Annotated in this window: 15 protein-coding genes; 9 read left to right on the top strand and 6 right to left on the bottom strand. The window is 69.5% G+C overall.

Going from position 1 to position 13133, the window contains the following annotated elements:
* The first annotated feature begins 563 nt into the window (after positions 1–563).
* The 3 genes from ACIRQ7_RS07170 (at position 564) to ACIRQ7_RS07160 (ending at position 2316) form a co-directional block, all read left to right on the top strand.
* Positions 564–1748, top strand: a complete 1185-nt coding sequence (locus tag ACIRQ7_RS07170; protein ID WP_404260587.1) for a PP2C family protein-serine/threonine phosphatase — start codon at positions 564–566, stop codon at positions 1746–1748.
* A gap of 131 nt (positions 1749–1879) precedes the next feature.
* Positions 1880–2053 (top strand): hypothetical protein, encoded by a 174-nt coding sequence (locus ACIRQ7_RS07165; RefSeq protein ID WP_404260586.1) that lies wholly within the window; start codon positions 1880–1882, stop codon positions 2051–2053.
* Positions 2050–2316 carry a DUF4190 domain-containing protein gene (locus ACIRQ7_RS07160; RefSeq protein ID WP_401469051.1) on the top strand — a complete coding sequence of 89 codons (267 nt, stop codon included), beginning with the start codon at positions 2050–2052 and terminating at the stop codon, positions 2314–2316. Before ACIRQ7_RS07165 ends, ACIRQ7_RS07160 begins: the two co-directional genes overlap by 4 nt.
* A 177-nt stretch (positions 2317–2493) precedes the next feature.
* On the opposite strand, the gene ACIRQ7_RS07155 is transcribed toward ACIRQ7_RS07160, so the two are convergent.
* On the bottom strand, positions 2494–2751 hold the full coding sequence (locus ACIRQ7_RS07155; protein ID WP_404260583.1) for a WhiB family transcriptional regulator: 258 nt from the start codon (positions 2749–2751) through the stop codon (positions 2494–2496).
* 585 nt (positions 2752–3336) lie between these two features.
* On the opposite strand from ACIRQ7_RS07155, the gene ACIRQ7_RS07150 reads away from it, so the two are divergent.
* Together ACIRQ7_RS07150 and ACIRQ7_RS07145 are read left to right on the top strand one after the other, a co-directional pair.
* Positions 3337–3936 carry an MBL fold metallo-hydrolase gene (locus ACIRQ7_RS07150; RefSeq protein WP_404260581.1) on the top strand — a complete coding sequence of 200 codons (600 nt, stop codon included), beginning with the start codon at positions 3337–3339 and terminating at the stop codon, positions 3934–3936.
* A 330-nt stretch (positions 3937–4266) separates the two neighbouring features.
* On the top strand, positions 4267–4905 hold the full coding sequence (locus ACIRQ7_RS07145) for a hypothetical protein (RefSeq protein ID WP_404260579.1): 639 nt from the start codon (positions 4267–4269) through the stop codon (positions 4903–4905).
* A 212-nt stretch (positions 4906–5117) separates the two neighbouring features.
* On the opposite strand, the gene ACIRQ7_RS07140 is transcribed toward ACIRQ7_RS07145, so the two are convergent.
* Together ACIRQ7_RS07140 and ACIRQ7_RS07135 are read right to left on the bottom strand one after the other, a co-directional pair.
* On the bottom strand, positions 5118–7154 hold the full coding sequence (locus ACIRQ7_RS07140) for a PE-PGRS family protein (RefSeq protein ID WP_404260577.1): 2037 nt from the start codon (positions 7152–7154) through the stop codon (positions 5118–5120).
* 141 nt (positions 7155–7295) lie between these two features.
* Entirely contained in the window at positions 7296–7742 is a 447-nt protein-coding gene (locus ACIRQ7_RS07135; protein WP_404260575.1) for a PaaI family thioesterase, read from the bottom strand.
* Positions 7743–7918: 176 nt separating this feature from the next.
* Here ACIRQ7_RS07135 and ACIRQ7_RS07130 point away from each other — a divergent pair, with 176 nt between their 5' ends.
* Positions 7919–8131, top strand: coding sequence for a hypothetical protein (locus ACIRQ7_RS07130; RefSeq protein ID WP_404260573.1), 213 nt, complete (start codon positions 7919–7921; stop codon positions 8129–8131).
* A gap of 404 nt (positions 8132–8535) precedes the next feature.
* Positions 8536–9072: a hypothetical protein gene (locus tag ACIRQ7_RS07125; RefSeq protein WP_404260571.1), complete on the top strand. Its 537-nt coding sequence runs from the start codon at positions 8536–8538 to the stop codon at positions 9070–9072.
* 350 nt (positions 9073–9422) lie between these two features.
* On the opposite strand, the gene ACIRQ7_RS07120 is transcribed toward ACIRQ7_RS07125, so the two are convergent.
* Entirely contained in the window at positions 9423–9815 is a 393-nt protein-coding gene (locus ACIRQ7_RS07120; RefSeq protein ID WP_404260570.1) for a PPOX class F420-dependent oxidoreductase, read from the bottom strand.
* Between the two features lie 361 nt (positions 9816–10176).
* A complete protein-coding gene (locus tag ACIRQ7_RS07115; protein ID WP_404261329.1) occupies positions 10177–10671 on the bottom strand; it encodes a DUF3995 domain-containing protein in 495 nt (164 codons plus the stop codon).
* A gap of 458 nt (positions 10672–11129) precedes the next feature.
* Between ACIRQ7_RS07115 and ACIRQ7_RS07110 the strand changes: the two genes are divergently transcribed.
* Together ACIRQ7_RS07110 and ACIRQ7_RS07105 are read left to right on the top strand one after the other, a co-directional pair.
* Positions 11130–11996 (top strand): oxaloacetate decarboxylase, encoded by an 867-nt coding sequence (locus tag ACIRQ7_RS07110; RefSeq protein ID WP_401469079.1) that lies wholly within the window; start codon positions 11130–11132, stop codon positions 11994–11996.
* On the top strand, positions 11993–12517 hold the full coding sequence (locus ACIRQ7_RS07105) for a hypothetical protein (RefSeq protein ID WP_404260568.1): 525 nt from the start codon (positions 11993–11995) through the stop codon (positions 12515–12517). Before ACIRQ7_RS07110 ends, ACIRQ7_RS07105 begins: the two co-directional genes overlap by 4 nt.
* Positions 12518–12800: 283 nt before the next feature.
* Here the strand turns inward: ACIRQ7_RS07105 and ACIRQ7_RS07100 are convergent, their stop codons facing one another.
* On the bottom strand, positions 12801–13010 hold the full coding sequence (locus tag ACIRQ7_RS07100; RefSeq protein ID WP_404260566.1) for a hypothetical protein: 210 nt from the start codon (positions 13008–13010) through the stop codon (positions 12801–12803).
* Between the last annotated feature and the right edge of the window lie 123 nt (positions 13011–13133).

Genomic DNA, 13133 nt, shown 5'->3' with positions numbered 1-13133 from the left:
CAATCTGTTCTCGTCACAGAAGAAGGCGGCTGCGCCTGGCGTGGCTTGGAACGAACAGCGGCCTGAGATCCGCTGCACGCCGTCAGAAGACGAGGGTGGCCGCCGACGATCGTGGGCTGCCGCCCTCCATGCGAGGGGGAGGAGGCCGCACATGGAACGCGCTGTGCACTGCCGCGATGCCGCACACGACCGACGGCCCCTCGGGTGCGACTCCAGCGGCGAACTCCCGCCTGTGCGCCACCGGGTGCCCCCGGCAGCCGACGTCCGCACCGCCGTGAGGTCCACCGCCGCGCACCGGAAAGCCACCCGGCTGTGACGACGGGACCCCCGCATGACGGGACGTCTCCTGGCCCCATCCCCGAGCGACTCCACCGGTCCCACGGCGTCCAGGACGCCCGCCCTGCCGCGCCCGCGGGCACCGAGCGGCCACCGTAACGGGGAGACCCGACCGACCCCTCTGTTCTGTCGTACGGCGCGGTGCCCGCAGCCCCGCCACTGCCCTCGTCCATGGACGAAGAAATGTCTGAGAGACCGTGATTCAACGCCGTGAGGTAGAACGAGCGATGCGAGCGTCGGCCCCGCACGCTCTGGTGGACACGCTTCGTGACGTGCTCGCCGAAGGCTACGGAGCGCTCTCCGTGGAATTGCTGCTCACGGACTGCGCGGCGACCGCGCTCGCTCCCTTCGGCGCGGTGGGGAGGGCCGCCGAACCGATCCCGATCGCCAACAGCGCGGAAGGCAGGGCATTCGGCAGCCAGGAGCCCTGTCAGCAGATCCGGCACGGAGCCGTGGTCGACCACCACCTTCCGGTGACGGTCCGGGGCGAGCGCACCGGCATCCTCACCGTACGGCTGCCCCTTGAGCGGTCCGTTCCGGCCGCCGTCGACGAGCTCGTCCACGTGGCCGGTCTGCTCGGCCGCGAACTCCTGGTGGCCGAGCGCGACACCGACACCTACCGGCGGGCGCGACGCATCAACCGGCTCACCCTGGCCGCCGAGATGCAATGGCAACTCCTGCCGGCCAGGGCCTGCTCCGCCGACGAGTACGCCATCGGCGCCCAACTCGAACCCGCCTATGACACCCGCGGCGACAACTACGACTGGGCCTCGGACGCCGACGAGCTGATCCTCGCCGTCACCGACGGGATGGGCACGGGCGTCGACGCCTCGATGCTCACCCACCTCGCCGTCAGCGCCCTCCGCAACGCACGCCGAGCCGGTATCGGCATCGAGGACCAGGCGGCCCTGGCCGACCAGGCCCTCTACGCCCAATACCGGGGGGCCGCCCACGTATCCACCCTGTTGCTGCGCTTCGACCTTGCGACGGGCCGGGTCCAGGCCGTGGACGCCGGGTCACCGCAGCTGTGGCGGATGCGGGGGCGCACGATCGAGCGGATGGAACTGGATCCGCAGATGCCGCTCGGCATGTTCGAGGAGACGCACTACAAGGCGCAGGAATTCGAGGTCCGGCGCGGGGACCGGCTGCTGATCGTCAGCGACGGCGTCCATACGGCGCATTCCCCGCAGGGAGAGGCCTACGCGGACCGCGCGCTGGCCCGCGCCCTGCATGCCGGCCGGCTGCTCCCGGCCGCCGCCGTGCCTTGCGCCGTGCTCCGTGACCTGGCCGACCACCGCGACGCGGAATCGCTGGACGACTCCCTGGTGCTCTGCGTCGACTGGTTCGGGAGACCCGGGGACCGGGCATCCGGTGCGGAGCAGGCGGCCGACACCGGGGGCGTCCCCCGTTAGAAGCCGACGATCCGGGTACGAGGGTCAGGGCACCGCTCCAAGGGCGCAGTCGGTGCCATCAGTTGGAGCCTCGCTCCTGTCGGGGGCTCCGAAGCCGACCATTCGACGTACCCCCTTCGGAAAGGCGGATCATGCTCTTCCTGGTCGTAGCCCTGTTCTTGTTCGGAGCGCTCCTGGGTACCGCGGGACATGTCCCGGTGCCCGTCACTGTCGTCGGCGCCATCGCCATCGCCGCCTGGTTGGTGATCTTCTTCACCAGGGAGCGCCGCAAGGCCGGCAGCACGGCGAAGGGAGCGGGCCGATGACCGCCGCCCGGATCCCCCTGAAGACCGGACCCCACCCGCAGGCCGACCGCATGGCCGTCGCCGCCTTCGTCTGCGGCCTGCTGGGCGTCCTGGTCTTCAACGTCCTCCTCGGCCCGTGCGCCCTGATCTTCGGCGCCGCGGCTCTCTACCGCGGGACCATCCGGCGCCTGCGCGCCTCCCTGGGCCTGCTGTTCGGCACCGTGGACATCGTGCTGCTGGTGGTGCTGTCGGTCCACAACGGGTCCGTCAGCTGGCACCTCTGACATCCGCCGCGGCGGGCCGGGCCCCTGCGGTCGACGCAGGGCGCGCCCCCGAGCACGCGGATCGAGGAAGCTTGGCGGCCCTGGCACTCTGTCAGGGCCGCCAAGCTTCCTCGCATCGGTAGCGCTCCGCTGCTGCCCGCCGCCAGGGGAAGCGGTGTCCTCCCTCGGGAGGCACGGCTATGCAGCGGCCCTGCGCGCCCGCTTCCGCGCGGCGCGGCGCCGCATCGTCTGCCGCTCCTCCTCGCTCGTGCCGCCGCACACCCCGTACGCCTGACGGGATTCGAGCGCCCACTGCAGGCACTCCTCCATCACCGGACAGCGGCGGCAGAGGGCCTTGGCCTCCTCGGTCTGGAGCAGGGCCGGACCGGTGTTTCCGATGGGGAAGAACAGTTCGGGATCTTCGTCACGGCAGACGGCGTGATGACGCCAGTTCATGAGGGGCCTCCGTTCTCCGCGGACACGCGCGGTCGATGTGTGGTGCCGGGAACTCGGCGACAGCGTTCGTCGGCTGTCGCTCCCCTGGACCTCCCGTACGCGCCTGCCCCACAAGGCCGTTGGGATGCGGACCGGGAGGGTGCTTTCCGACGAACGGGGCCAAGGGGGAGCGGCGGGCCCACGGGGGAGTCCCGGCCGGCCGGTACCGGTCCGTGGGAGCGGCGGCCCTTGACGCCGTCCGGCGGCGCGCGCCCTGCCTGCTCACCCGTGCCACGCTCCAGGTAAAGAGCTCGCCCCCGTGCAGGACGCTCTCTACCCTGACCGGAGCGGGACCGCGCGGTCCCGCAGGTTGCGGAGCCGTGGCAGAGCGGCCCATTGCGATCGTCGTGAGGGAGGCTCCGCTCACGCCGACTGACAGGGACCGGGCGAGCCTGCCCCTCCCAGTCCGCGGGTTCGAATCCCGCCGGCACCGCAGCCGACCGGCACCGTGCCCGCCGAGGATCCGGTACGAGAACGGCCCCGCCCGCAGCCTCTCGCGCCCTGGCCGGGCAGCGGCCTCTGCGCGGCGCAGTACGTTCGGACCTCATGGAGATCACGAAGTACACCCACGCATGTGTACGGCTTGAGCATGAGGGCCGCGTGTTGGTCATCGACCCCGGGACGTGGAGCGAGCCGGCAGCCCTGACGGGCGCGGACGCCGTCCTTGTCACCCACGAGCACGCCGATCACCTCGACGCCCTGCGCCTGGCCGGTCTCGGAGTTCCGGTGTACGCCCCTGCCGAAGCGAACATTCCCCGGTTGGAGGTCACCGGGGTGTCCTCCGGCGGGGAGTTCACCGCCGCCGGGTTCCGCATCCGGGCGGTCGGCGGTCGCCATGCGCTCATCTACGGCGACGAACCGGACTGCGCGAATCTCGGCTACCTCGTCGACGAGGAGATCTACCACCCCGGTGACTCGCTGCACGTGCCCGAGCAGCCGGTCGAGACGCTTCTGGTGCCGATTCACGGGTCGTGGATGAAGACCGCGGAGGCGATCGACTTCGTCAAGGCGGTCAAGCCCCAGCGGGCGTTCGCCATCCACGACGCCCAGATCAATGAGCGCGGCCTCAGCAGCGTCAACGGCTGGCTCGCCGAGGAGACCCACCACGGCTACCGGTATCTGAGGCCGGGCGAGAGCGCCCGATGAGGGCCCGGTGCCCGGCTGCCGACGGGCCTGCGGTTGCGGGAGGGCTTCCGCGGCCAACGGGAGGCCCCACGGCCGTCATTCACGGATCGGCCCGATGCGCGGAGAACCGGCCTCCCTACCTCGCCACCAGCGAAGCTCCGCATTCTGTAAAGGGTATGTTTCACCATCAACTACAACTTTACCGACTCTTGGTGTAGTTGCATCAGATTGCACTCCAGTCTCGAACGCAACAGCGACGAACGCAATACTCCGGAATCGTCGCTTCCATGAGGCTGGGCGAGAGGCAAGACCACGATGGCGATAAGCAGAACGATCCGCTACGGAAGACGCATGGCGGCACTGTCAACGGCGGCACTGGGCATGGTCGCCGCAATGGCCCTACCGGCCGTCGCGGACGACCAGCCCACCCGTGAGCAGCTGGTGGGCGACTGCGCCTCGGGCGAGGGGAAGTGCACCTTCAACGACCCGAAGCTCGACAAGGCGTACCTCGGAGACTTCCACCAGGTCTCCAACTCGCTGTTCAACTGCACCACTTCGGACGCCAGCCAGTCGATGGGCTGGTCGGACACGGTGGGCTCCACGGACTCCGCCGGGGTCTCCGTCACGGCCGGCGGCAAGATCGCCGGTCTCATCGATCTGAGTGTGACCGCGACCTACAGCCACACCTGGACGAGTTCACACGCGGAGAACAGCTCCCTCAACATGACGGTCAAGCCCGGTGAGGTGGGCTGGATCTCGCGTGCACAGGTGATGCAGAAGGTCTCCGGCACCTGGCAGACGCACTACGACAGCCCGAAGTGGGGTCACTACTTCTGGTTCGTGCCGGACACCGTCACCGGGCCCGCTCCCAACGGCACGGACGGAGCGAACAACGCGGTGATCGTCAAGACGCGCAAGATGACCACCGCGGAGAAGAACTCCTGCTCGTCGGAAGGGAAGTCCGGCAAGGCGTTCGTGGTGCGGCGCTGACCACGACGGGCCCGAGCGGTTGGGCGGGGCGAGCCCGGCATGGGCCGCCCGCCTGACGCCCGGACACGTCCCGAGCTGTGCCTTCCGGCTCGCCGACCGGCAGGCACAGCCTTCGGGCGCACGGGACCCGAGGTCACCGAGCCGCCTTCATGGCGATGCGGTGTCCGCACGGGGCCCATTCGCCGGCTCGTCATCTTCACCGGCCAACCGGCTCACCGGGAGAGCCGTGGGTCCACCGGCCCAAGGCCCTCCGTGGCGTCGGCCGGACGCTGGATCCGCTGGAGCATCCGTTCCATCACGGGGAGGGGCAGCGCCGGGTGGCGGGCCGCGTCCTCCGCGGTGTCGGCGTCCCGCAGCAGCCGGACCAGCACCCGCGCGGGCAGCCGGGGGTGCAGGGCGGCCGCATGACGTACGTGGTCGTGCGGGTCGTCGAGAAGTCGCACCGCGGACGCGGCTGACAGTCGCGGGTCGTTCGCGGCCCGGTGTCGTACGTCCCCGTCACTGTCCCGACTGAACAGCTCGACCAGTTCGGCCGTCGACTCCGGGTCGTCCAAAGCCAGTTGACGCATGCGCGGGTCCGGGTCGGCGGCGTGGCGGAGCAGGTCGCTGCGGGGGAAGTTCGGATGACCGTGGGGGCGATCGGGGGCGCTGAGACTGCCGGTCCACCACTGCCACACCCCCAGCAGCATGTCAGCGGGCGCGTCGTCGCAGGATTCCGCGAGGAAGAGGTGGACGACGCGGTCTACGTCGCGGGCAAGGAGTTCGACCACGTCCGGCGGGAGGTGGCGTGCCCGCGCGACGCTTCTGCGGACGAGGGGGTGCGAGGAGGCAGCCAGGCGACGCATGGCGCCGGGATCGTCGTGCAGCTCCACCACCCAGTCGAGCGCGTGGTGGTGGACGCCTGGGGCGAAGTCGATGGCGATGTCCGCCCGCTGTTCCTCGGTGAGGTCGGGGCGCGTGGAGACCTCGAAGCGGACGTGGTCGTCCGGGTCCCGGGCGAGAAGGCGGACCAGGTCCGGGTCCAGGTGCGGGTTGCCCGCGAGGGAACGGCGCCGGTCGGGATCGTCGTGCCGGGCCAGGTGCTCGGCGAGGTCGCGCTCCAGACGGCACGTGGTCACCGCGCGGTCCGTCAGCTCTTCGGATGCGAAGACCGACCGGGGCATCGGGTGCTCCCGGTGGTGCTGCAGCAGTGCCTCCACGCGGACCTTGCCGTAGGGGTCGGCGAGCAATTCGCGTCGAGCCGGGTTTTCCAGGTGCGGCCAAGCTCTCCCGCAGGCCGAGGCCCGTACCGACGGATCGATGTCGCCGGCCAGCGCGGTCAGTATCGGGACGGGCAGCCCGGGAAGACGAGCAGTCTCCGCGCGAATCCGCGCGGACGAGTCCGACGCGAGCCGCTCGTACGCGGTGTCGGTGAGTTCGGCGTGCCGGTCCGCCGCCAGCATCGTGAGGATCCAGCGGCGCCCCGAGCTCTCCTCTCCCAGGATCAGACGGGTCCACTGCTCGGCCGTGATATTCGGCTGGACCTCGGCCAGCAACTGCCGCGTCTTCCAGTCCGGGTGCGCCATGGCGGCCTCGACCACCGCCGTCGGAAGGCTGCGCCACAGCAGGACATGCGACAGCCCCAGGAGCCCGGCGCGCAGATCATCGGGGGCCTGCGGGTTGAGCGCCAGCCCATGCGCCCAGCTCTCCCGCAGCCTCCTCGAAGGCCTCGGCCCCGGCCTCGAAAGCAGCGATGCCCAAGCGGCCGCCCGCTCCTGCGGGCTCTCCTGCGCCGCCGCCTTCGCGGCTGCCTCCTGCCACTCCCGGATGTGGCCCACGGCGATGAGCCAGACGTCGTACTCCTCGGTGGTCGCTCCCAGCAGGCTGTCTCCGTCCGTCGAGAGGGTGAGGAACTCCGGCTGCCCCGGCCGCTCGCCCAGCACCCCGGCGAGGTCCCACCGGCCCGTGAGCCTCACCCGCGTCCAGCGCCTGGGCGCACAGCCCGTCCCGTCGCCGCCGACGTCGATGAGGAAGACGCCGTCCTCGCCGATGATTCCGTTGCTGAGCGCGAGCCGGTGCCACTGCGCATTCAGCTCGGCGACCAGCTCGGGCAGGTCCCCCCGTACGGCCACGGTCGGCTCGGCTTCGAATGAGACGACCGGGCGCCATGCGGCCCGGGGAGGCAACACCTCCTCCACCCGCTGGTCACCCACGATTTCCAGCCCGGCACGCTCCAGCAACCCCAAGAGCCTGTCTCTCCCACCCGTCATGGACCTCATCCTGCCCGAGCCTGCTCGCTGCCCTTTCAGCGGCGAGTGGGATACGGAGTGCCTACGTGGGGCCGGCAGAGACGGGCGCCCGGCGAGGCGCTGAACCTCTCGCGTGCACGACCTCGTTGATCGCTGCGCACCTCATGCGGAGGCCGGCGCGCTGTCGAGGGGGATGACGCGCGCTGTGGCGGCGGCGGTGGCGATGGCCAGGCCGTCGGGGGTGGAGAGGGTCGCTTCCAGGAAGGCGATGTCGCCCACCCGGTGCACGACGCGCCCCTTCCCGATGATCCGGCCTGGGCGGACAGGCCGCAGGAAGCGGGTGTTGAGCTCCAGCGTGGACTGGAATTGGTCGGGTGCGAGGGTGGCCAGAAGGGCGGGGCCGACGGTGTCGTAGAGCATGGCGGCGAGGAAGGCGCCCAGCACGTTGCCCATCGGATTCGTGAAGTCCTCGGTCGCGGTGAAGGCCAGCTCGATCGTGCCGCTCTCGTTGTCCACGCCGAGGAATTCCAGCCCCAGCGTCGCCGCCGCCCGAGGCATCGGGGCGCGCCCTGCCACACCGTCCCAGAACGGTCCGGATCGTCCGCTCACCACACCGCCCCCACGTCGAGGTACCACCGTCGTGCTCTCCCTTCCTCCTCGCGCCGTTCAGGATGCCGACTCAGACCACGACTCACCCGAACGCCAGGCCTGAGGTCACAAAGCTTCAGTGGTTGAAGTTTCCACTGCAGGGGTGGCGGGCCATGGGTCTGCTTAGGCTTCGGGGTGTGCCGGATCTTGAACTTGAACGCCTGGCCCGTATCCGCATGGCGGTCACGGGGGAGACCTTGGCGCGAGCGCTCGCCGTTCTCGGTGGTCTCCCCACCGCCGAGGCAGATGACGGCACGGCGGATGCCGACGACAGCGTGGAGGACGACGGGGGTACCGATCCGGCATGGCCACCCCTGCGCGCGGTCGCGCCGGACGAGAGAACGCGATGACCTCTGTGCCGCATTGCCACGCCCCGAGCAGTCGATCAGCCCTCCCGCCCCCTCGATAGCTCGCGAACTCCCGTAGGTCCCTGTGCATTTGGGCGTCCGGTAGAAAACCCGCTGCGAACCCAGCGACCTCCATTCAACTCGGTTATGGAGCGGCCGCGTTCACCCTCGGCGTCCACCCTCCGTGTTCACTCGCCCGTCCTCCCGGGTTGCCCCTCGTTGGTGCGGCCGACCCAGGAGCGAGTCCCGGTGCATCAGAGGGGCCTGAGGCCGCGTCATCGAAAATCGGGACTTCAGGCCCTGGCGATTCGGGACTTTGGACCTATGGCGCTTCAAGATCAACATGATGGACTCGTATGGACCGATTTGGGCGCGGGTCCTTCCGTGCCCCTCTTTTTGGGGGAATAGTGTCTATCGCCAAATCCCGCCTGTTTCAGGCTACTTGCGCCACCGTCCTGACCGGCGCCGTGCTCGCCGGCGTCGCACCCACCGCATCCGCCGCCTCGCGCGAATCGAGCGAATCGCGCGACGTGAAGCCCGCGACGGTGACGGCCACCGATGAAGGCGGCGCCTATCTGGATCTCGCTTCCCAGGGCTACACCTACGAAGAAGCCGTTGAAGCATTCAAGGATTCCGACGTCGTCAAGGTCGTGCGGGGCGACCTCCCCGGCGGTGAGCATTCCCGGGTCAAGCGCGGTGTCAGCCTCGGCTGGTACGTCTATGTGAAGCTGAGCAAGTCTCAGGCCAAGGCGATCAACGCGGGCTCGGCGGCGACCGCAGCCGGCCTGATAGGTGCGATCACCGGAGGTATCGGTGGCGCCGTTGCCGCCGGCGTTTATGCCTACATGGTCACCCTCGGCAATGAGGGCATCGACAAATGCAAGAAGGGCGTCGAGATGAAGTTCACGTACCTTGGCAAGGCCGCAGGCGTCAAGTGCTACTAGCGCGTTAGGGTGATGAGCGTGAGAACCCGAACCTCGACATCTATAGGCCTGGTCGTTGCGGTCCTTTTGTTCTTCGCCATCTTGCTGATTGACGGCGAGGTGAGGGGTGGCGACGGGAGCCTCGGCGAGTCGCTGCTTTTCTATCTGGTCGTAGCGGTACCAGGTGGCTTGATCGCTCTCTGGGTCGCGACCAGAGGGCGACGCTGACAGATTCCCGGGAGGAAACGGGACGTCACGTTCCCTCCCGGGAATGCGGTGAACATCGATTCTTCGGTGCTCCGCATCCTGTGCGCCCGCCTGCCCGCCGAGGCGTCGTCCCCCCCGTGGCGCCAAGCCCCGTACTCCGGCTGCTAACCCGTGCCGCTGATGCTCTCCGGTTCGATGACGAAGAGCACGCGCTCCTCATCGCGGCCCCCGTACCAGGGGTAGGCCCGGCCGAGGTACTTCTGTGCGAGCTGCTCGATGTGCTCGACCGCGCCGTCGGCCGTGGTCTCGATCACCCGGCCGCGTACCTGGAAGTAGCGCGAGGGGTCGTCCGGGTCGGAGACGGCGACGGCGACGCGGGGGTCGCGCCCGATGTTCCGGGTCTTCACATGGCTTCGGACGCTGTTGATCAGCACATGCTCGCCGTCGGTGTCGACCCAGGTCTGGGTCAGTTGGGGTGAACCGTCGGGCATCGAGGTGGCCAGATAGCAGGTGCTCGGTCGGCGCAGCAGCGCGAGAAGTTCAGAGGGAAGGTGCACGGGGTCTCCCGGCCGGTTGGAGGGGGCGGCGGTCTGTCCGGTCCACGTACGCCGCCGGATGAATGTGCCCTGCTCGTGAGGGCCTGGCGGAGCATATACGTGCCGATGCGCATGGCGATCTTCGAGCGGGGGAGGGGGAGGGCGCGCGGCCGTGGACTTGAGGCAGGGGGCGCGGCAACGGCACGCGCCGCGGCGGGGCAGGTCATCCACCAGCCATCCACCGGCTATCCACCAGTCGTTACCAGGCCATCCGGGGGCGCCGTACCGACTCGGCACCATGCACCCACCGCACCCTTCCGCACCCTGACCTGACACGGCATTCCCCGACATGCCCGACCCGCCCGACGCACCCGACGCACCCTCACGGAGTGCCGCTACTCGCCCCGCGCCTTCGCGTGCACTCCCGTGCGGCCAGGCCGAAAACGAGACCGCCGACCAGGAACCAGGGATTCCACAGCAACAGCGTCCACCTCCGCTGCTCCGGGCTTACGTCGATCCCTTGGCCTGCCGCGTCGGTCAGCAGCAGCACCTCGACGGCGATGCCGCGCACGAGCAGCACAGCGCAGGCGCACCGGCCCAGGGCCTTGATCGTCCGTCCGGCCGGGCCGCGCGGACTCCGTCTGGCGAGAAGCCATCCCAGCGCGCCGCCGACAAGGCACAGCATCCCCACGCCCCACAAACCCACCGTCACAAACCACCCGGGACGTTCCTCGGCCAGGGGTCCTGCCGAGACGATCAGGCCCCACCCGCCGCCCAACGCCCAGGAGAAATGAAGCCCGGCGAAAGCGACCGCCCATGCACACGCGCCACGCCCCCACCATCTGGGCGTCGCCTTCTCGTGCGGATGTTCATGCATGGCCAGGAGCATTCCATCGCCGCGGCATGCCGTCGCCGGCAGCCTGAGAAGCGGGCAGACCTCCTCTGCGATCCGGCCCCTGCACCGTGTCAGCCGCGGGACGATGCGGACCGCGCAGGCGGTCATGAGCCGGCCGGCCAGTGTGCGCCCACGACCGTTGCTCACCCCTGTCGTTGGCGGTCTCCTGGCGGGCCGGGCCCGCGTGCGACGTAGGGGGCGCATTCCCGCTCGCTCAGGGGGCGCTTCACTGTGCGGGCGAATCCATACCGGCGCACGGATGAAGTAAAGAAAAGGTCATGGCGTGTTAAAGCGCAGCTGATGCCGCCATGGATAAATATGCCCCTGGCTCGTTCTTCATGTGAGCGAGTTGTCGCGGCGCCGGGACATTCGGCGCGCCTTCGAGCGCGCCCCGGACGCCGGACCGCAGTCTCTTCGTGGATTCCGTTAGGAGCAGCTCAATGCGCTATGGCCAAGCTCTGCGTGAGGACATCGCAGCCGAAGGTACGACGCCGTTGATCGGCGTGTACGACATGTACTCGGCCTCGATCGCCGCCGCGCACTATGACGGTTTCTTCGTCTCCGGTTTCGGATTTGCCGCGTCCTACTACGGACTGCCCGACATCGGCTTCATCGCCTGGCCCGACATGGTGGCCTTCGTGGAACGGCTGCGTGGCGCATTCCCCCGCCACCACCTCCTGGTCGACATCGACGACGGCTACGTCGACCCCGAGGTTGCCTGCCATGTCGTGCAGCGCCTGGAGCGGATCGGCGCCACCGGGGTGATCCTGGAGGACCAAAAGCGACCGCGCCGGTGCGGACATGCGGACGGCAAGCTGGTACTGCCGTTGGAGGACTACCTGGAGAAGCTGAACCTGGTGCTCGCCAGCCGTACCGACCTCCTGGTCGTGGCCCGTACGGACGCCACGGAGGAGGACGACATCCTGCGCCGCGCGGCGGCACTCGCCGAGACCGACGCCGATGTGGTGCTCGTGGACGGCGTACGCAGCGTCGAATGGATCCGCCGCATCCGCAAGGTCATCGGTGACAAGCCGCTGCTGTTCAACCAGATCGCCGGAGGCAAGTCCCCGCGGCTGTCGCTGACCGAACTCACCGAGCTGGGCATTGACGTCGCCATCTACAGCACGCCCTGCCTCTTTGCCGCGCACCGGGCCATGGAGACGGCGATGGCCGAGCTGAAGTTCGCGGACGGGCGCCTGCCGGGCACCGGCGACACCGGCGGTGAGGTCGGGGTCAAGGAAGCCACTGAGCTGCTGGCCAGGAACATCAGCCGGCATCACCCGGCGCGAGAGGCCGTCCTGGCATGACGGCCGGACTTCACTCGCGGCACGCCCGCCCACGGCCCCGACAGCTACGACGCCTCGCGGGCGGAGTCACCGTCCTCGCAGCGGCGATCGTCTCGGAGGCCGTTGGCGCCGGTGCGCTGACGGCGCAGGCCGCGGACCGATCCGTGGTGCTGATCGACAACTCCCATGCCGACTCGTGGCTGGAGGTGGACCGGGCCGGCAACCAGCAACTCGGCAGCGGCATTTCGGGCAGCGATCTCGACGGTGCGGCAACGGATCTGACGAGCACCGTGCTCCACCCGGTCATTCCGGGGGGCAAGCCGCACCGGCCCGTTCCGGAGGAACGGGATTCTCCCGAGGAGGACGCAGCAGTGGCCCAGGAAGCGTCACCCTCGCCGGGCGGCCCGGCCCACCCGGCGAGTGAAGGGAAGCCGACGAGAGCACAGGCGCAACCGGCCGACGCGGCCGAGCCGGCCGGCCCACCGCAGCCGCGCCCTGGAGGAGGCCAGGGCGCCGTGGGCGGAGCCGCGGAGGCCGGCTGAGGCCGACCGGACGCAACGGAGGCCGGCCGCCTCCCGCTTGACGCCGCAAGGCATGACCGTGTGTGCGGCGGTGTGGGGCTCTGAGCTCCGCACCGCCGGGCACCTCTGCAGTCGTCTGCAGCCGTCCGCGGTGGTGTCTCCCTGCTGCTGTCGCTGCCCCGGCCGGCTGCTGCGTCGCCGACGGCGCTACCGCCCGGCCCTTTGCAGGGCAGGCAGGGAAGCGCCCCAGCTCCCCCTCCTTACCCACCGCGATCCGCAGGGCTGGCGGGCCGGTCCCACCCGGCTATGCGTCAGCAGCTGCGCTCAAGCTCATCACGTAGATCTGGGTGTCGTCTTCGCACAGCGTGACCCGATCAGCGCCACCGTCAAGCAGTTCCTTCCACACTTCACCGATCCACGATTCTGCGTCGCCCTGAGTGGTGAATTCCTCCGGCTCGACGGCAGGAGACGTCTCTGTGCCATCAGCCTTCTCGAATCGCCAGGTCCACGTCACGATGCTTCCTCCGCTTCAGATCGACTGTCGCAGTCGGATTGTGTCCTGCCAGGTGAAGGGGTAACCGTCCCCGCGCTCCGAGGGCGCGTAGTAGCGAAGTGAGGCCGCGGAGCGTCGGTAGCG

It is taken from the genome of Streptomyces sp. NPDC101393 (genome assembly GCF_044767385.1).
GTDB lineage: Bacteria > Actinomycetota > Actinomycetes > Streptomycetales > Streptomycetaceae > Streptomyces.
Note: the sequence above shows the minus strand (reverse complement) of the source record. Positions and strands in the feature narration are given on the sequence as shown.